13 protein-coding genes are annotated in these 17191 nt (G+C 59.8%); 8 read left to right on the forward strand and 5 right to left on the reverse strand.

The features are described from left to right. Positions 1–21: 21 nt before the first annotated feature. The 4 genes from HU754_RS15275 to HU754_RS15290 form a co-directional block, all read right to left on the reverse strand. Positions 22–2421: a TonB-dependent receptor gene (locus HU754_RS15275; protein WP_186623216.1), complete on the reverse strand. Its 2400-nt coding sequence runs from the start codon at positions 2419–2421 to the stop codon at positions 22–24. A gap of 66 nt (positions 2422–2487) precedes the next feature. Continuing rightward, positions 2488–3438 (reverse strand): FecR domain-containing protein, encoded by a 951-nt coding sequence (locus tag HU754_RS15280; protein ID WP_186623217.1) that lies wholly within the window; start codon positions 3436–3438, stop codon positions 2488–2490. Continuing rightward, on the reverse strand, positions 3435–3944 hold the full coding sequence (locus HU754_RS15285; protein ID WP_116256183.1) for a sigma-70 family RNA polymerase sigma factor: 510 nt from the start codon (positions 3942–3944) through the stop codon (positions 3435–3437). The genes HU754_RS15280 and HU754_RS15285 overlap by 4 nt, the downstream gene beginning before the upstream one ends. Positions 3945–4034: 90 nt before the next feature. Continuing rightward, positions 4035–4934 carry a helix-turn-helix domain-containing protein gene (locus HU754_RS15290; RefSeq protein ID WP_186623218.1) on the reverse strand — a complete coding sequence of 300 codons (900 nt, stop codon included), beginning with the start codon at positions 4932–4934 and terminating at the stop codon, positions 4035–4037. A 162-nt stretch (positions 4935–5096) separates the two neighbouring features. Here HU754_RS15290 and HU754_RS15295 point away from each other — a divergent pair, with 162 nt between their 5' ends. From HU754_RS15295 to HU754_RS15315, 5 genes are all read left to right on the forward strand, one after another. After that, a complete protein-coding gene (locus HU754_RS15295; protein ID WP_016984752.1) occupies positions 5097–6455 on the forward strand; it encodes a glutamine synthetase family protein in 1359 nt (452 codons plus the stop codon). A gap of 276 nt (positions 6456–6731) precedes the next feature. Continuing rightward, complete coding sequence (locus HU754_RS15300) at positions 6732–7820, forward strand: polyamine ABC transporter substrate-binding protein (RefSeq protein WP_186623219.1); 1089 nt, start codon at positions 6732–6734, stop codon at positions 7818–7820. Then, positions 7817–9118 carry an NAD(P)/FAD-dependent oxidoreductase gene (locus HU754_RS15305; protein WP_186623221.1) on the forward strand — a complete coding sequence of 434 codons (1302 nt, stop codon included), beginning with the start codon at positions 7817–7819 and terminating at the stop codon, positions 9116–9118. Before HU754_RS15300 ends, HU754_RS15305 begins: the two co-directional genes overlap by 4 nt. Positions 9119–9357: 239 nt before the next feature. After that, the gene (locus HU754_RS15310; protein ID WP_093432672.1) at positions 9358–11013 is read left to right on the forward strand and encodes a PqiB family protein; all 1656 of its coding nucleotides are present in this window, start codon (positions 9358–9360) and stop codon (positions 11011–11013) included. Between the two features lie 17 nt (positions 11014–11030). Beyond that, positions 11031–11582, forward strand: coding sequence for a PqiC family protein (locus HU754_RS15315; RefSeq protein ID WP_099759120.1), 552 nt, complete (start codon positions 11031–11033; stop codon positions 11580–11582). On the opposite strand, the gene HU754_RS15320 is transcribed toward HU754_RS15315, so the two are convergent. Further along, the gene (locus tag HU754_RS15320) at positions 11540–12844 is read right to left on the reverse strand and encodes a sensor histidine kinase (RefSeq protein WP_099759119.1); all 1305 of its coding nucleotides are present in this window, start codon (positions 12842–12844) and stop codon (positions 11540–11542) included. The genes HU754_RS15315 and HU754_RS15320 overlap by 43 nt on opposite strands. Positions 12845–13237: 393 nt before the next feature. Between HU754_RS15320 and pmrG the strand changes: the two genes are divergently transcribed. The 3 genes from pmrG (at position 13238) to HU754_RS15335 (ending at position 17130) form a co-directional block, all read left to right on the forward strand. After that, positions 13238–13837 (forward strand): lipopolysaccharide core heptose(II)-phosphate phosphatase PmrG, encoded by a 600-nt coding sequence (pmrG, locus tag HU754_RS15325; protein WP_186623223.1) that lies wholly within the window; start codon positions 13238–13240, stop codon positions 13835–13837. A 63-nt stretch (positions 13838–13900) separates the two neighbouring features. Further along, complete coding sequence (arnT, locus tag HU754_RS15330) at positions 13901–15616, forward strand: lipid IV(A) 4-amino-4-deoxy-L-arabinosyltransferase (RefSeq protein ID WP_186623225.1); 1716 nt, start codon at positions 13901–13903, stop codon at positions 15614–15616. Further along, entirely contained in the window at positions 15613–17130 is a 1518-nt protein-coding gene (locus HU754_RS15335; RefSeq protein ID WP_186623227.1) for an ArnT family glycosyltransferase, read from the forward strand. The genes arnT and HU754_RS15335 overlap by 4 nt, the downstream gene beginning before the upstream one ends. Positions 17131–17191 lie beyond the last annotated feature (61 nt).

Raw genomic sequence — 17191 nt, forward strand, 5'->3', positions numbered from 1 at the left:
CTTTTGATTTTCCGAGTGGAATCAGAAATCCACCGTCGCTGAAAGCAGATAAGTTCTCGGTGTCGACAACGTCAACCCCGGTTCACTGTCATCCGAAGCGCCTGCTGAACTCCAGTAGCGTTTATCCAGCACGTTCTCGACATTGGCGCGCAGGCTGATGGTTTTTTCATCGACTTTGAAGGCGTACCGCGTACCCACGTCGAAGCGCTCCCAGAAGTCGATTTCCTTGTTGTTCGACTGATCCAGATACTGCGAGCTGGAATAAATGCCGCGCCCGCTCAACGTCAGGCCCTGCACCGTCGGCACGTCCCACTCGGCGCCGAGATTGACGTTGTATTTCGGCGTGGCCGGCGCGCGATTGCCGTCGAACGTGCCGTTGGTGGTGTGGGTCAGCTCGCTGTCGATGTACATCACGCCGCCGAGCAACCGAAGGCCTTTGAGCGGTTCGCCAAACATGCTCAGCTCCACGCCGTTGTTCTGTCGTTTGCCGTTCGGGCCGAAGACCCGGGTCGTGGCGTTGGTTTCATAGGCGGGTTGCTTGATCCTGAATACTGCTGCCGTTAAAGCATACGAACCGGCGTCGTACTTGGCACCGATCTCGACCTGACGGCTGATAAACGGCGGGAAGATTTCGTCTTCGTTCACTGACGTTGACGGCGCGATCTTGCCCTGGCTCAGGCCTTCCATGTAGTTGGCGTAGAGCGACAGCTTGTCAGTCGCCTTGAACAGAATGCCGCCCGAGGGCGAAACCTTTTCCTCGTCGTAAGCCGTGTCGCCTTTGACGTCATCGCTCCAGTCATCGACTTTCACTCGTTGCCAGCGGGCGCCGAGGGTCAGCAGCAATCGATCATCGAAAAAGCCCAAGGTGTCGGATAACGCCACGCCGCTGAAGCGGTTTTCCGTGTAGACCTTGGCGTCATAGCGCGTCGGCGTGCCGGGTTTCGCGGTTTGCACCGGGTCGTACAGGTTGCTGCGACCGGCCGCGTAACGCGCGCCGCCGTTCTCGAAATCCATATAAAAGTAGCTGGCCGCCAGATTGACTTCATGGCTCACCGGCCCGGTATGGAACCAGTTGCGCACGCCGGCCGTTGCGGTACGGACATTCTCGTCGCGGGTGAAATCACGCGGTTGAACGCTGAAATCACCGGCATCGTTGGTCACGGAAACCGCATGCCGAAGGAAGTCATGATTGCTTTTGCGAGCACCGACACCGCCGTAGACCATCACCGAATCACTGACATCAAACTCAGCGTTGAGCGTGCCGAAGGTGTCCTCGGTTTTCGCCTGAGTCCACGGTTGCGCGTAGTTGCGATGCACCTTGTTCGCGCTCGGAACCTTGGCATTGGCCGCGACCTGCACGCGCTCCTGCGGCGCGTCGGTATCGCGTTCGGTGTGGCCGATATCGGTCGAAAGTCGCAAGCGCTCACCGCGAAAATCCAGGCCGAGCACGGCCATGTCGCGGTCAACACTTTGATGATCCCACTCGGTATCACCGGACTGCTTGACGCCGTTGAAACGCAAGCCGAACTGATTGTCCTCACCGAACCGCCTGCCGACATCCACCGCGCCGCCAACCTGATTGTTCGACGCATAGTTGGCCGTCAGCGAGGTGATCGGTTCGTCGGTGGCACGCTTGGGCACCACGTTGATGCCCCCGCCCACGCTACCCCGTGGCGAGATGCCGTTGATGAGTTGGCTCGGGCCTTTGAGAATGTCGACGCGATCGGCCATTTCCATGTCGATCGTGTAAGTCGGCAAAACACCGTAGAGGCCGTTATAGGCCACGTCGCTGTTGAACAGACTGAAACCACGGATGGTGAATTGCTCGTAACGGCCACCGGCCGGGTTGGTCGCGCGCACCGACGGGTCGCTGGCGATCAGATCGCCCAGCGTACGGGCCTGTTGGTTTTTCACCGTCTCGCTGGTGTAGGTGGTCATGCTGAACGGGGTTTCCATGAAGTCTTTCGACCCCAGCAAACCCTGTGAACCGCGACGCGCGACCTGGCCGCCGGCAAACACATCGGCATCGCTGGAACCGGTGGCACCGAGAATCGACGTCGGCGCCAGTTGCAGGCTGCTGCCCTCGGCGGCTGGAATCAGTGTGTAGGCCTGCTCGCCCAGCGGTTGCAGTTGCAGACCGGAACCCAGCAACAAGCGAGCAAACCCCTCCTCCACAGCGAATTCGCCGGACAAACCGTTGCTGTTGCGGCCACTCACCAGTGCCGGATCGACCGACAGATTGACCCCGGCCAAACCGGCAAATCTTGTCAACGCTGCACTCAGGCTGCCAGCCGGCACCTGATAGCTGCGCCGGGCGTCTTCGGCCCAACTGGACTGGATCAACACGGGGCTGGCACTCAGGCTCAGCAAAAGGCTCAACTGCAACAACGGACGCAAACGACTTGGAAATACTGCGGGCATTGGAAGACGCTCTCGATTTGTTCACTTGCCTGGAATGACCAGCGAGGCGAAAAAAAGGGACAGGCTTCAGACGAAATTTTTTCGCGGCGTCAGCGTTACCCAGAAACGCGTGCGCGAATGCACCTCCAACGGCAGGCTCGCCGCCAGCAGGGCCAGCACTTTATCGGTGTCGTCGAGGCGGAAACTGCCGGTGACACGCAGACGTTCAAGTGCCGACTCCCAGCGCAGAAGCCCCGAGCGATAACGGCTCAACTCGCGAAGAAAGTCCCCCAGCGGCTGGTTTTGCGCCATCAACACACCGTCACGCCAGCCCGGCATTTTTGCGTCGAACAGCGCGACCGGCCCGGCGCCGGAAGCGTGCAGATTGACCTGTTGCCCGGCGCTCAACCAAAGTGCCGGCCCGCGCAACGGCTGCAATTGCACCGAGCCGCTGACCACCGACACGTTGCAGTCACGCTCGTTGAGGCGCACGCAGATTTCGCTGCGGCTGACAACGATCCGACCGTACGGCGCGTTGACCGTCAACGCCTTGCTACCCGCAACGTTGAGCGCCATTTCGCCACGCACCAACGTCAATTGACGGCTGGCCAGATCGACGTTCACCGCACTGGCGGTGTTCAGTTGCAAGGTGCTGCCGTCGGCCAGCCGTGTTCGCGTGTGCTCTCCGGTGGAAGTCTGCAAATCCGCGCGCCAGACGTCGAGCGGCAACTGGCGACTGATCAGCCACGCCGCAGGCACCAAAGCCGCCAGCCCCAGCGCCCTTTTCAATGCTGCCCGCCGCGCCAGATCCGGGCGATCGAGTGTGGCCATGGCCAATTCTGCTGGCAGACTGGAAAAGCGCTGACGCAACGATTGAAGCTTCTGCCAGGCGTTTTCATGGCGGTTATCGCTGTCGCGCCAGTGCTTCAGTCGCACGTGATCGGCTTCACTGGCCTCGCCGGATTCGAGCAATGCCAACCACTGTGCGGCGGCACGGGCGACTTCACGCGCTTCGTTGCCGGGCGCGACACGCATCATAGATCCAACATCAAACAATGCTCGTAAGCCTGCGCCATATAACGTTTTATTGTGCGTTCTGAGACCTGCAAGCGCTCGGCGATTTCGCGGTAACCCAGACCTTCAAGCTGACTCCACAAAAACGCCCGGCGCACAGCTCGGGGCAAACCATCGAGCAGTTCATCCAGCGCTTGCAGGGTTTCCAGCAGCAGCCAACGTTGTTCGGGCGACGGCACGCACTCCTCCGGCAACTGCGCCAAGGCTTCGAGGTAGGCTTTTTCCAGACTGCGGCGGGTGTAGAAATTGCTCAGCAGGCGTTTGCCCACGGTCAGCAAATACGCGCGCGGTTCACGCACGTCGGCAATCGGCTGAGCGCTGCACAGCACGCGCAAGAACGTGTCCTGGCTCAGGTCCGCCGCATCCCAGGCATTGCCCATGCGCCGGCGCAGCCAGGTTTCCAGCCAGCCTCGGTGATCGCGATACAGTTCGTGCAGGTGCTGCGGCGATGGCGTCGCTGCTTCAGTCATCTCAAGAGTCCTGCGCGAAGTCAGTTTCAAATGAGAGTGATTCTATTTAACTTCAGCGCCGAGACAAAGCCTTTTTAACCGCGACAGCTTTCATGAGCGCTTCAAGGTCTCGCTCGGCAACTCCTTGAACAATGCCCGGTAACTGCTGGAAAACCTTCCCAAATGCCAGAACGACCAGTGCATCGCCACCTCGGCCACGGTGGTCTCCGTTGGCCGGCGCTTGAGCAATTCGCGGTGTGCACTGTTCAACCGGCGCAGGCGCAGCCAGTGACTCGGGGTCATCCCGGTGTAGGCCTTGAATGCCTGCTGCAATTGGCGCAACGGCACGCCTGCCACGTGTGACAGCTCAAGCAGATTGACGGTGTCTTCCGGCGAATCCGCCGCCCATTCCCCCACCCGTTTCATGATCATCCGCTCTTCGCTACGCCGCTGTAATCCGCCGCGATCGAGGCTGGTGTGAGCGTTGTCGAGGATGAACAGGCAGTCTTCAAGTAGCTGCTGCGTCAATGACTCTTTATCAAGCAGATCAATAGCTTGCGACAACTTCGTGAGAGTTGAGCTTAACCAGCGACTGAATAAAGCGTTCTGTCCGCAATTGAGTTGCGTCATGAACAACCCTTCGAGTTTCGCCACATTCAGACCGTGCTGACGGACAAACTCCGGACCGAACACCACGGCGATTTCCTGGTAGTTCTCCGGGGTGATCCAGATGTTGCGGCTCTCTTCATTGAGCAGATACAGCGCGTTGTCACTGCGATCGAAACAGAACGCCAAAGCACCCGATGGCGCGCTGAAATTCTGCTCGACGCGGGTGTTCATCTGCTCTTCGTAGACCTCGACACCCTGCAGATCCAGATAGCGGATCTGCCCGGCGAAATGGCCCGGCGACATCTGTTGGTAATGCTGGACCCAGCCCGGTGTGGCGCGGACTTGCTCGGCCACATCGGCGGTGTTGAACGCTTGAACCTGGAGCGAATTGCACGTTGTCATGGGGTGACCTTGCGCACTCTTTTGGTGCGCTTTGGTGCTGCTTAAAGTGGATAGATGGAACGGCAAGGCTCGCCCAAGATAGTCGTCAACGCGCCACAGGGGAAGGGGCGGAAGATGAAACCCGCCCTCCCCGGCGACTATAAAACCAATAACGAGGTCTTTATGAATGCCCCTTTCGATCAGCTGTTCACGTGGCTGAAAGATCACAAGATTACCGAAGTCGAATGTGTGGTCAGCGACCTGACCGGCATTGCCCGCGGCAAGATCGCACCGACCAACAAGTTCCTGCATGAGCGAGGCATGCGCCTGCCGGAAAGTGTGCTGCTGCAAACGGTAACCGGGGATTTTGTCGACGACGACATCTACTACGACCTGCTCGATCCTGCCGATATCGACATGGTCTGCAAGCCAGTGGCTGACGCGGTCTACGTGATTCCATGGGCGATCGAGCCGACCGCCATCGTCATCCACGACACCTTCGACAAGTTCGGCAACCCGATCGAACTGTCGCCGCGCAACGTGTTGAAGAAAGTCTTGCAGCTGTACACCGACAAAGGCTGGAAGCCGATTGTGGCGCCGGAAATGGAGTTCTACCTGACCCAACGCTGCGAAGACCCGGACTTGCCACTGAAGGCACCGCTCGGCCGCTCGGGCCGTGCTGAAAGCGGTCGTCAGTCGTTCTCCATCGACGCCGCCAACGAATTCGATCCGTTATTCGAAGACGTCTACGACTGGTGCGAACTGCAAGGCCTGGACCTCGACACGCTGATCCACGAAGACGGCCCGGCGCAGATGGAAATCAACTTCCGTCACGGCGACGCCCTCGATCTGGCGGACCAGATCACTGTGTTCAAGCGCACCATGCGTGAGGCAGCGCTCAAGCACAACGTTGCGGCGACCTTCATGGCCAAGCCGATCGGCGACGAGCCGGGCAGCGCCATGCACATTCACCAGAGCGTGGTAGACATTGCCACGGGCAAACCGATCTTTGCTAACGCTGACGGGCAGATGAGCGAACTGTTTCTGCACTACATCGGCGGTTTGCAGAAATACATCCCGAAAGTGCTGCCGATGTTCGCGCCGAACGTCAACTCGTTCCGCCGCTTCCTGCCGGACACCTCAGCACCGGTCAACGTCGAATGGGGCGAAGAAAACCGCACCGTCGGCCTGCGTGTGCCAACCTCCAGCCCGGAAGCCATGCGCGTAGAAAACCGTCTGCCGGGCGCCGATGCCAACCCGTACCTGGCAATCGCCGCGAGCCTGCTCTGCGGTTACATCGGCATGGTTGAAGGCATCGAACCGAGCGCTGCGGTCCATGGCCGTGCTTACGAGCGCCGCAACCTGCGCCTGCCGATCACCATCGAGGAAGCGCTGACGCAAATGGAAGAGTGCGAAGCCGTTGCGCAATACCTCGGCGACAAGTTTGTCCGTGGCTATGTCGCGGTAAAGCGTGCCGAGCATGAAAACTTCAAGCGCGTGATCAGCTCGTGGGAGCGTGAGTTCCTGATGTTGAGCGTTTAACTCACTTCACAAATCCCCTGTGGGAGCGAGCCTGCTCGCGAAGGCGTCAGCACAGTCACCATTGATGTTGCCTGACCCACCGCTTTCGCGAGCAGGCTCGCTCCCACAAGGGGAATAGCGAACCACCTGAGAAATCCAACAATCGATCGTTCCCACGCTCTGCGTGGGAATGCAGCCCGGGACGCTCCGCGTCCCATCCAAAGCCGAACGCGGAGCGTCCGTTGAGGCATTCCCACGCAGAGCGTGGGAACGATCATTATAAGAAGAGGTGTCGAAATGCGTCTGTTGAAATCCGTACTCCCGGTTGCCCTGAGCGTGCTGTTTAGCGCTGTAGCTCACGCCCAGCCGACGGTCAGCGTCTACAACTGGACCGATTACATCGGCGAAACCACCCTCGCCGACTTCCAGAGCAAATCCGGGATCAAGGTGATCTACGACGTTTTCGACTCCAACGAAACCCTCGAAGGCAAACTGCTCGCCGGTCGCACCGGCTATGACGTAGTAGTGCCGTCCAACCACTTCCTCGCGCGTCAGGTGAAGGCCGGCGCATTCCTCAAGCTCGACCGTGCGCAACTGCCGAACTTCAAGAACCTCGACCCGAAACTGCTCGAGCTGTTGGAGAAAAACGACCCGGGCAACCAGCATTCGGTGCCGTACCTGTGGGGCACCAATGGCATCGGCTACAACGTCGACAAGGTCAAGCAAGTGCTGGGCATCGACCACATCGATTCCTGGGCCGTGCTGTTCGAACCCGAGAACCTGAAAAAACTCACCCAGTGCGGCGTGTCGATGATGGACTCCGCCGACGAAGTCTTCCCGGCGATGCTCAATTACATGGGCCTGGACCCGCGCAGCGAAAACCCGGAAGACTATAAAAAGGCTGAAGCGAAACTGCTCAGTATCCGTCCGTACATCACCTATTTCCATTCCTCGAAATACGTGTCGGATCTGGCCAACGGCGATATCTGCGTGGCCTTCGGTTACTCCGGCGACGTGTTCCAGGCCGCCAACCGCGCCAAGGAAGCCAAGAACGGCGTGAACATCGCTTACGCCATTCCGAAGGAAGGCGCCAACCTCTGGTTTGATCTGTTAGCCATCCCCGCCGATGCGAGCAACACCAAAGAAGCCCACGCCTTCATCAATTACCTGCTCGATCCGCAAGTGATCGCCAAAGTCAGCGCTTCGGTGGGTTACGCCAACCCGAACCCGGCCGCCAAGCAGTTCATGGATCCGGAACTGGTCAACAACCCAGAGGTTTACCCACCTCAAGCCGTGCTCGATAAACTCTACATTTCTACCACCCCGCCCCAGGCGATCATGCGTCTGATGACCCGCTCCTGGAGCAAAGTGAAGTCGAACAAATGAATCAGTACACCCAGGAACACGCTCGCTCCTATTACGCTGCTTCGGCGCGGGCGACCACACCTTATCCGGTATTGGACGCTGACCTGACCGCCGATGTCTGCGTGATCGGCGGCGGGTTCACCGGGGTCAACACCGCCATTGAGCTGGCTCAGCGCGGATTGTCGGTGGTGTTGATCGAAGCCCGGCGTGTCGGTTGGGGCGCCAGCGGGCGCAACGGCGGTCAGTTGATTCGCGGGATCGGTCATGAAGTTGAAGGCTTCGCCAAATATGTCGGCCAGGAAGGCGTGCGTTATTTGCAGCGCGCCGGCATCGATTCGGTGGAACTGGTGCGTCAGCGCATCGGCGACAACGGCATCGAATGTGATCTGCGCTGGGGCTTCTGCGATCTGGCCAATACCCCGGCGCAGTTCGCTGCCTTCAAGGATGAGCTGGTCGACCTCGCCGAACTCGGTTATGCCCACCAAACCCGTCTGATCGGCCCGGAGCAGATCCGCCAGCAAGTGGTGAATTCCGACATCTATGCCGGCGGACTGGTCGACATGGGTTCCGGGCACCTGCACCCGCTGGATCTGGTGCAGGGCGAAGCGCGACTGGCGGCGTCACTCGGCGTGCGAATTTTCGAGCAGAGTGAAGTGCTGGAAATCATCCACGGTCCGACCGTTCAGGTGCGTTGCGCCAAGGGCTCAGTGCGCGCCGGCAGTCTGGTGCTCGGCTGCAACGCGCATCTGGACGACCTCGAACAACAACTCAGTGGCAAAGTCCTGCCCGCCGGCAGTTACATCATCGCCACTGAGCCATTGTCCGAAGAACGCGCCGCGCAACTGATTCCGCACAATCTGGCGGTGTGCGACCAGAAAGTCGGCCTCGATTACTACCGGATCTCGGCGGACCGGCGCCTGCTGTTCGGCGGTGCCTGCCACTATTCCGGGCGCGATCCGGCGGACATCGCCGCTTACATGCGCCCGAAGATGCTCAAGGTCTTCCCGCAACTGGCGGACGTGCGCATCGATTACCAGTGGGGTGGGAAGATTGGCATCACCGCCAACCGCTTTCCGCAGGTCGGCCGGCTCAAACAGCACCCGAACGTGTTCTACGCGCAGGGTTATTCCGGCCATGGCCTGAACGTCACGCACTGGTGCGCGAAACTGCTCGGCGAGGCGATTCATGCCGGTCACAGCCAAGGCATGGACGTGTTCAGCGGCGTGCCGCACATGACCTTCCCCGGAGGCCCGGCCTTGCGTTCGCCACTGCTGGCACTGGGGATGTTCTGGTATCGCCTGCGGGAAATGCTCGGCTGACAGCACAAACCGCGCTGACACGATCTGAGCGTTCCCACGCTCTGCGTGGGAACGCAGCCCGTGACGCTCCGCGTCACTGGACGCAGAGCGTCCCTTGAGGCATTCCCACGCAGAGCGTGGGAACGATCATTAAGCGCAGGTGAGCTATACACATTTGCTCTATCGCCAAGCACTTCTATATTGATGAGGTGCTTTGGCGTTCCTGACGCTCAGTGCCCAATCAATCGAGGAGGACATGGATGAAGTCGTCAGCCACCGACGAGCCGCGAGCACCAGGCCAAGCCCCAGTCAAAACCCGCCGTTTCAGCATTTCACTCGTCTGGATCGTGCCGATTGTGGCGGTGCTCGTGGGCATCTCGCTGGTGGTGCACAACGTGATGCAGGAAGGGCCGACGATCATCGTCAACTTCAAGACCGGCAGCGGCCTGACGGCCAACAAGACCGAGGTCAAATACCGCAACGTGGTCATCGGTCAGGTGACAGACGTCGAGTTGAGTAACGACCAGAAAAGTGTCGACGCCACCATCAAACTGTCCAAACAGGCGGAAACCTTCACGCGCGAAGACTCACAGTTCTGGGTGGTTCGCCCGCGCATTGGCGCCGGTGGCGTTTCGGGTATCGACACCCTACTTTCCGGTGACTACATCGGTGCCGACATCGGTCAGGCCGACAACCGCGCCAAACACTTCAAAGGCCTGGAAAATCCGCCGCCGATCACCTACGGCGAACCGGGCAAGCGCTTCATGCTGCATGCGCCGGACCTCGGTTCGCTGGACATCGGTTCTCCGGTTTATTACCGCAAGATTCCAGTCGGCCAGGTCGTCACCTACGCCCTCAACCCCGAAGGCAAAGGGGTGGACATCGAGGTGTTCATTCACGCGCCGAACGATGCGTTCGTCACCGAAAACACCCGCTTCTGGAATGCCAGCGGCATCGACATCAATGTCGGTGCCAACGGCTTTGCCGTGAAGACCGAATCGCTGTCGACGATGCTGGTGGGCGGTATTGCGTTCCGTGCTCCGGATTACAGTCCCAACGATGTGGCCGCCGCTGACGACAAGGATTTCGAACTGTTCGCCGACCAGCAGAGTGCCCTCGCCCCGCCGAACGGCAAGGCGCAATACATGGTGCTGCGATTCGACCAGTCGCTGCGCGGACTCAAGGTCGATGCGCCGGTCGAGTTCCTCGGTATGGAAATCGGCCGGGTCGTGGGCATCAACCTGGATTTCGATGCAAAAAAACGCACCTTCCCGCTTAATGTCGGCATCGTCATTTACCCGCAGCGTCTCGGTCAGGCCTACAAAAAGATGCTCACCGAATTCAAGCACGACCCTAACGACGAAGCCGCCGGCATCCGCCTGCTGGGCACCTTCGTCGATAATGGCCTGCGTGCCCAGGCCCGCAGTGGCAACCTGCTGACCGGCCAGTTGTACGTGGCACTGGACTTCTTTCCGAAAGCGGAGAAAGTCGCGTTCGATCCAAGCGCTCGTCCGGTCGTTCTACCGACCGTTCCGGGCAGCCTCGAACAGTTGCAGGAAAAACTCGAAGCGATGGTCGACAAGCTCAATAAACTACCGGTTGAACGGATTGCCGGTAACCTCGACAGCAATCTGGTCGAGCTGCGCAAAGGCCTGAGCCAGTTCAACGCCAAGACCCTGCCGGGCGTGCAGAGCACCCTCGCCGACGTCAGCAAGACCTTGCAGTCCGCCAGTTCGACCCTGGCCGAAGATTCGCCACAACGCGAGAAACTCACGGAAACCCTCGACGAACTCGGGCGGATGTCGCGCTCGCTGCGTGAGCTGTCGGATTACCTGGGCCGACATCCGGAATCGCTGATTCGCGGTCGTCCCGATAACGCCGCGCCGCTGGATCTGAAAGGGCCACCACGCAATTGAGCACAGGAGCTACCGCAATGGCTTTACCGCTGAAGATCACCGTGCTCGCTGCCGTGTTGCTGTTGGGCGCCTGCCGCAGCGACCCGATCAGCTTTCACACGCTGACCCCGGTGCAACTGAGTAACAAGGGCGGCGGCGCGCAGATTCCGATCGAAGCCCTCAGCGTTCCGCCACAGGTCGACCGCGCGCAAATCGTTATCCGCCAAGGCAACAGCGGCCTGGCGATTCTGGAAACCGATTGGTGGGGCGCGACACTTGCCGATGAGCTGCGCGGCGCACTGAGCGATCAATTGAGCAATACCGGCAGCCAGGGCGCTACCTCGGTACGCATCGAAGTGCAGCGCTTCGATTCGATCCCGGGGCAGTACGCCTTGATCGACGCCAAATGGCGTCTGCGTCCATCAGGGGCGACCGACAGTGGCCTGCTGACCTGCCGCTCGACCTTGCAAACACCTTCAGGCCCGAGCATCGATGAGCTGGTGACGGCCCAGCAGAACAACGTCAAACGCCTGGCTGCGGCGATCAGTCAGGCTGCCGGCAATCCGCGCGGCTGCCCGCCCGCGTCCTGAATCAGCGTCACAGTAAAGCGACAGCCATTCGGCTCACGGGTGGTGAGTTTCACCTGCCATTGTTGCTGGCTGCAGATCCGCTGCACCAGTGAAAGCCCCAAGCCGAGCCCTTCGCCGCGCTGTTCGTCACCGCGCACGAAGGGCTGGAACATCGCATGGCGCTGTTCTTCCGGGATACCGATGCCGCTGTCTTCGACCACGAAGCTGTTTTCCTGCAAGGTCAGTCGCACAAAACCGTGGTCGGTGTAATGCCAGGCGTTGCGCAACAGGTTGCCCATCACTGATTGCAGAAAGGTCAGGTTGAAGCGTCCGGCGCCGGCGTGCTGCGGATCGTAGACAAACTCCAGGCCTTTTTCGCGGATCAAGCGGCCCCACACCTCTGTCTGCGCATCGGCAATTTCCTTCAGTGTGCAGGTGGACTGCACGCGGACTTCTTCGGGTTTGCGCGCCAGCATCAGAAAGGTTTCGACCAATTGGCGCATCTCGTGGCTGGCCCGGGCAATCCGGCTGACTTGCGCCGTCGAGCGGGCATCAAGCGACGGATTCGCCAGCAGCAACTCACAGGACGTGCTCAGCACCATCAACGGCGTGCGCAGTTCATGGCTGACATCGCTGGTGAACAGTTTTTCCCGGCTCAAGGTGGCGCGCAGACGTCCCAACGTCTGATCGAACGACAGCGCCAGCTCGCCGACCTCATCAGCGGCGTAATCGGGATGCAACGGCGGCGCCACCTCGATGAGCTGATCGCGGTGGCGCACCTGGCGAGCCAGACGAATCACCGGCGCCATGACCCGTCGCGCCAGCAAGCGGCCCAGAATAATCGCCAGAATCACGCTGAGGATGAACCCGACAATCACCACAATAAACAGCAGATGCTCACGTTGTTCGAGGCTTTCCTGATCCCGCAGCAACACGTATTTGCGCCCGCCAACGGCTTCGACCATGGCGTAGAAAGCGTCACCGTGAAAAGTGATTTCCTGAAAGCCCAAGGGTAGCGCCGCCAGTTGCCGGGTCAGTGCCAACGGCCCCTGGCCGCCCTCGAAAAAAAACAATTCGCCCTTTTCCGGGGCGTGGCTCCAGTGACTGATGTCATCCATTGCCAATAAACGGCGTAGACCTCCGCTTAGCGTGGTGGTGGTCAACTTGCGCTCGACCACGTGCACGGTGGCGACGATCCCCAACGCAAACACACCGGCCACAAGAGCACTCATCAGGGCGAACACGATCACGATCCGTTTTGTCAGGCTTTGCTTGAGATCCATGCGTTCGAACGACTCCTGAGTGTTTATCCGGCTAGCCCGGCGCTATGCCGTTGCGCGACAGCCTGAGCTTCACCGCAACGATGGAGACTTGTTAAGGCCCCTCAACAAACAAAAACAACAATTGAGTTTGTTTATCAAATAGGCACTTTAGTTTGCCCGCAGTAACTTCTGGCAATTTTTTCACATGTTCTTCACCGCGCCCCGACGATATTGAACGTAGTGTTCAGCCAGCATTCAAGTAAACAGTCGTAAAGTTGCTCGCTGCCCAAGCCTTGCGTTGCACTGAATGAACTATCCGGCGTTTAAAGAGGCAACATTGTGGCGCAATTATTTCAGTTGAAACATTTATTTCGGTACCGGCGTACGCCGCGCTTTCGGCTATGGATTGCACTGGTGTGCGTCGTGCTTGTGGCCATTCTGGTCAGCGGGTTTGTCTGGTGGCCACGCTCACCGACCGACCTCGATCATGCCGGGCGCAGCACCACCGCTCAATGGGTAAAAGCCTGGCGGGCCGGTGAAGTCGTTGCGCTGGTGCGACACACCGAACGCTGCGATCGTTCGAGCAATACCTGCCTGGGCCCGGCGGACGGCATCACCGAAGTGGGCAGCCGCGCGGCGCAAGCGGTCGGTCAAGGCTTCGTCAGACTGGGCATGCAGCAGGCCGTGGTGTTGAGCAGCCCGCTGACCCGCACGGCGCAAACCGCGCATTACATGTTCGGCCACGACGCCAGCGCCGAAGACTGGCTGGCCACCTGCGGCCCGACACTTCGCGATGACATCGTCGCGCGCAAAGTGGCGCAGCAGAATCTTGTACTGGTCACGCACAGCGGCTGTATCAGTGATTTTGAAAAACAGACCGGTTTTCCTCACGCGATTGCCGCCGAGTATGGAAGTACCTTACTTGTACGAATTGATGACCGGAAACAACTTACAGTGCTGGGCATTATCAATACACCGTTCTGGCAGATATTAGACGTTACACATAAACAATGAAAAAACCGCCACGGCTTCTAGTGTTTTAAGCCAGATACTATTTATTCGCCCCAAGGCTCAGTCATGACGTCCGATACCCCTCCGTTGCGCCACGCTGCCCGTCATTTGATGCAACCTCCCTCGCTGATCGAACGCTGGGCGATCCCTGGGTTGATCCTGGCGTTTGTGCTGTTTTATCTGTTGCCGCTGATGAGCCACGGTTTGTGGATTCCCGACGAAACCCGTTACGGCCAGATCAGCCAGGAAATGCTGCTGAGCGGCAACTGGGTCGCGCCGCATTTCATGGGCATTCGCTATTTCGAGAAACCGATTGCCGGGTACTGGATGATCGCCATCGGCCAGGCGATTTTCGGCGACAACCTGTTCGGTGTGCGCATTGCTTCGGCGTTGAGTACGGGCGTCAGCGTCTGGCTCGCCTATCTGTTGGCACGCAGGCTCTGGAACAACCCGCGGATCAGCGCGGCATGTGCCTTGCTGTACATGAGTTTTGGCCTGATCGCCGGTCAGGCAGGCTACGCCAACCTTGATCCGCAGTTCACCTTGTGGGTCAACCTCAGTCTGGTGGCGGTGTGGTTTGCCATCGACAGCACCACCTCCAAGGCCCGTCTCGGCAGTTGGGCATTGCTCGGCGCGGCTTGCGGCATGGGCCTGATGACCAAAGGCTTTCTCGCCCTGCTGCTGCCGGTGCTGATCGCCCTGCCCTACATGATCTGGCAACGCCGTTTCAGCGAACTGCTGCGCTACGGCCCGGTGGCGATACTGGTGGCCGCATTGGTCAGCGTGCCGTGGGCACTGGCGGTACACGTGCGCGAGCCGGACTTCTGGCGGTTTTTCTTCTGGCATGAACACATCCGCCGTTTCGCCGCTGGCGATGATGCCCAGCATGCACGGCCGTGGTGGTTCTATCTGCCGTTGCTGTTTGCTTCGACGTTGCCATGGGCGCTGTTGTTGCCGTCGACGCTGATTCGTACCTGGCGTGAAAAACGCGCGGCAAAAACCGCGTTTCTGGCGCTGTGGTTTGTGCTGCCGCTGATCTTTTTCAGTCTGAGCAGCGGCAAGCTGCCGACCTACATCATGCCGTGCCTGTTTCCTCTGGCCCTGCTGATGGGCTACACGGTGATCAACTGGCTGGAGCAGCGCAACACGCAGGTTCTGCGCCTGAACGGCGTGATCAATACCGTAATGGGCAGCGTTGCCCTGATTGCGCTGATCTACCTGCAAGCGAGCAAGGAACTCTACGAAAACACCGAGATGTTCAGCCTGTCGCTGGTGTATATCGTGCTGATCGGCTGGATCATCGCCAATGCCCTGCAAGTCATGCGGCCGCTGACGATGTGGGCCATGCCGGCGCTCGGCATCGGTCTGCTGATCGCCTTGCTGCCCGCCGCGATGCCGGCGCAAATCGTCGACAGCAAGATGCCCGACCAGTTTATTGCCGAGCATCAACAGGCCTTGAGCGAAGCGTCCTCGCTGTTGAGTAATGACCTTGGCGCCGCGTCGGCCTTGGCCTGGCGTCTGAAGCGGCCGCAAGTGGATCTGTTCAATACCGTCGGTGAACTGAAATACGGCCTCGACGATCCGGCCATGGCTGCCCGCAAGGTCGGTCTGGATGATGTCGGCCAATGGATGACCGAAGCGCGCAAAAAAGGCTCGGTGGCGGTGGTGATGCGCGTCAACAGCACCCAGGAAGCGCAGGAAATCGAGCTGTTGCCGGCTGACGGCAAGCATTACCAGCGCGGCAATCTGCAGATCTACATTTTCGCCAAGCGCCAGCCATGACCGCAACGGCCAAAGAACGCAGGGCGTTATGGATTCTTCTCGCAGCGACTGCGCTGATGTTGCTGCTTGGGCTGGGCAGCCGCGAACTCTGGGGCGCGGAAACCCGCTGGGCCAATATCGCGTTGCAGATGCTGCAAAGCGGTGATTACTTCGACCCGTATCTCAAGGGCGATCCGTACTACGACAAGCCATTGCTGTCGTACTGGCTGATCACCGCGACGTCCTGGCTGACCGGAGGCCTGGGGCCGTGGTCATTGCGCTTGTCGTCAGTCATTTCGGCGTGGATCAGCGTATGGCTGGTGTACCTCTTGGGCGAGCAATTGTTTCGCAAAGGCACCGGGCTGATTGCCGGATGGATGTTGGCGACCACATTCTATTTCGTCTTCTGGGCGCGGGTCGCGACGGCCGACATCCTCACAGTCTGCGGTGTTCTCGCGGCGGTGTGGTGGTATTGGCGTGGGCCGGATGACACCCGGCTCTGGCGCTATGGGGTGTTTTTTTGCCTGTTGGCGCTGACATCACTGTTCAAGGGCCTGATCGGTTTCATCCTGCCGGGGCTGCTGCTGTTGCCGCATCTGCTGCAAGACGGACGCTGGAAACGCCATCTCAACCGGCGCCTGTGCGCCGCGCTGCTGATCGCCGGGGCGTTCTATGGATTGCCGTTCCTGCTCTCGCATGTCTACGGATCCCCCGACTATCGGCAAAGCGGTCTGGAACTGGTGTTGCGCGAAAACGTCGTGCGGTTTTTCCAGCCGTTCGACAACATCGGCCCGATCTACACCTATTTGTTGTACTTGCCGGTCTACACCCTGCCGTGGGCGCCGTGCTGGATCATCGCCCTGTGGGTGGCGCTGCGAAACTGGCGAAACATTGAGCCGGACACCCGTTGGCTGATCCAAGGTCTCGGCCTGTTGCTGCTGTTTTTCACCGCCAGCGGCAGCCGACGCAGCTATTACGTGTTGCCTCTGGTGCCGTTCGCGCAACTGCTCGGTGCGTGGTGGATTACCCGCCGGATGGCCGCGCGCAACCTTCAAGGGCGTGGCTTGCACGTCGGCTTTGCGATCGCCACGGCGGTCATGGTCGGCGTGCTCGGTGTGTTGTATCCGTGGACCAACAGCGGAGGCGGCGTGATCCGCTTCGGTGAAACGGTACGCGAACAGGCCAGCCAGCAGGCACCGTTGAGTCAGTGGCGTATGGTCATGATCGAGGTCGACAACAAAGTCCCGATGTACCTGCAAACCGGCGGTGCGCCCTTCTACTACGTGCCGGAAACTGCGGACTTTCCGCGTACCGGCAACAGCGCGGCGTTATTAGCCTGGCTGGAGCGCAGCAGCGGTCAGCACTGGGACGCGCAACACACCATCATTGTTGCCCAATACCGCAGTGGTGATCCGCTGCCACTCGACTACCTGAGCGCCGATCACCGGGCCATCAGCACCACGCCAACCCGCGGCGAACAGGTGTTCCATGGCCGCACCGACCAGAGCGTCGCCTACATCCCCAATCCCTCCTGAATAGCTGACGCGGAATGACGCACGGCAACCGTGCGTCACCGAGTCGCTGCTAATCTGAATG

This window comes from Pseudomonas zeae (assembly GCF_014268485.2).
Classification (GTDB): domain Bacteria; phylum Pseudomonadota; class Gammaproteobacteria; order Pseudomonadales; family Pseudomonadaceae; genus Aquipseudomonas; species Aquipseudomonas neuropathica.

What these genes read in the sequence shown, in the direction of transcription:
- HU754_RS15275 (WP_186623216.1), bottom strand. Translation starts at nt 2,421, where the DNA reads ATGCCCGCAGTATTTCCAAGTCGTTTGCGTCCGTTGTTGCAGTTGAGC.
- HU754_RS15280 (WP_186623217.1), bottom strand. Translation starts at nt 3,438, where the DNA reads ATGATGCGTGTCGCGCCCGGCAACGAAGCGCGTGAAGTCGCCCGTGCC.
- HU754_RS15285 (WP_116256183.1), bottom strand. Translation starts at nt 3,944, where the DNA reads ATGACTGAAGCAGCGACGCCATCGCCGCAGCACCTGCACGAACTGTAT.
- HU754_RS15290 (WP_186623218.1), bottom strand. Translation starts at nt 4,934, where the DNA reads ATGACAACGTGCAATTCGCTCCAGGTTCAAGCGTTCAACACCGCCGAT.
- HU754_RS15295 (WP_016984752.1), top strand. Translation starts at nt 5,097, where the DNA reads ATGAATGCCCCTTTCGATCAGCTGTTCACGTGGCTGAAAGATCACAAG.
- HU754_RS15300 (WP_186623219.1), top strand. Translation starts at nt 6,732, where the DNA reads ATGCGTCTGTTGAAATCCGTACTCCCGGTTGCCCTGAGCGTGCTGTTT.
- HU754_RS15305 (WP_186623221.1), top strand. Translation starts at nt 7,817, where the DNA reads ATGAATCAGTACACCCAGGAACACGCTCGCTCCTATTACGCTGCTTCG.
- HU754_RS15310 (WP_093432672.1), top strand. Translation starts at nt 9,358, where the DNA reads ATGAAGTCGTCAGCCACCGACGAGCCGCGAGCACCAGGCCAAGCCCCA.
- HU754_RS15315 (WP_099759120.1), top strand. Translation starts at nt 11,031, where the DNA reads ATGGCTTTACCGCTGAAGATCACCGTGCTCGCTGCCGTGTTGCTGTTG.
- HU754_RS15320 (WP_099759119.1), bottom strand. Translation starts at nt 12,844, where the DNA reads ATGGATCTCAAGCAAAGCCTGACAAAACGGATCGTGATCGTGTTCGCC.
- arnT (WP_186623225.1), top strand. Translation starts at nt 13,901, where the DNA reads ATGACGTCCGATACCCCTCCGTTGCGCCACGCTGCCCGTCATTTGATG.
- HU754_RS15335 (WP_186623227.1), top strand. Translation starts at nt 15,613, where the DNA reads ATGACCGCAACGGCCAAAGAACGCAGGGCGTTATGGATTCTTCTCGCA.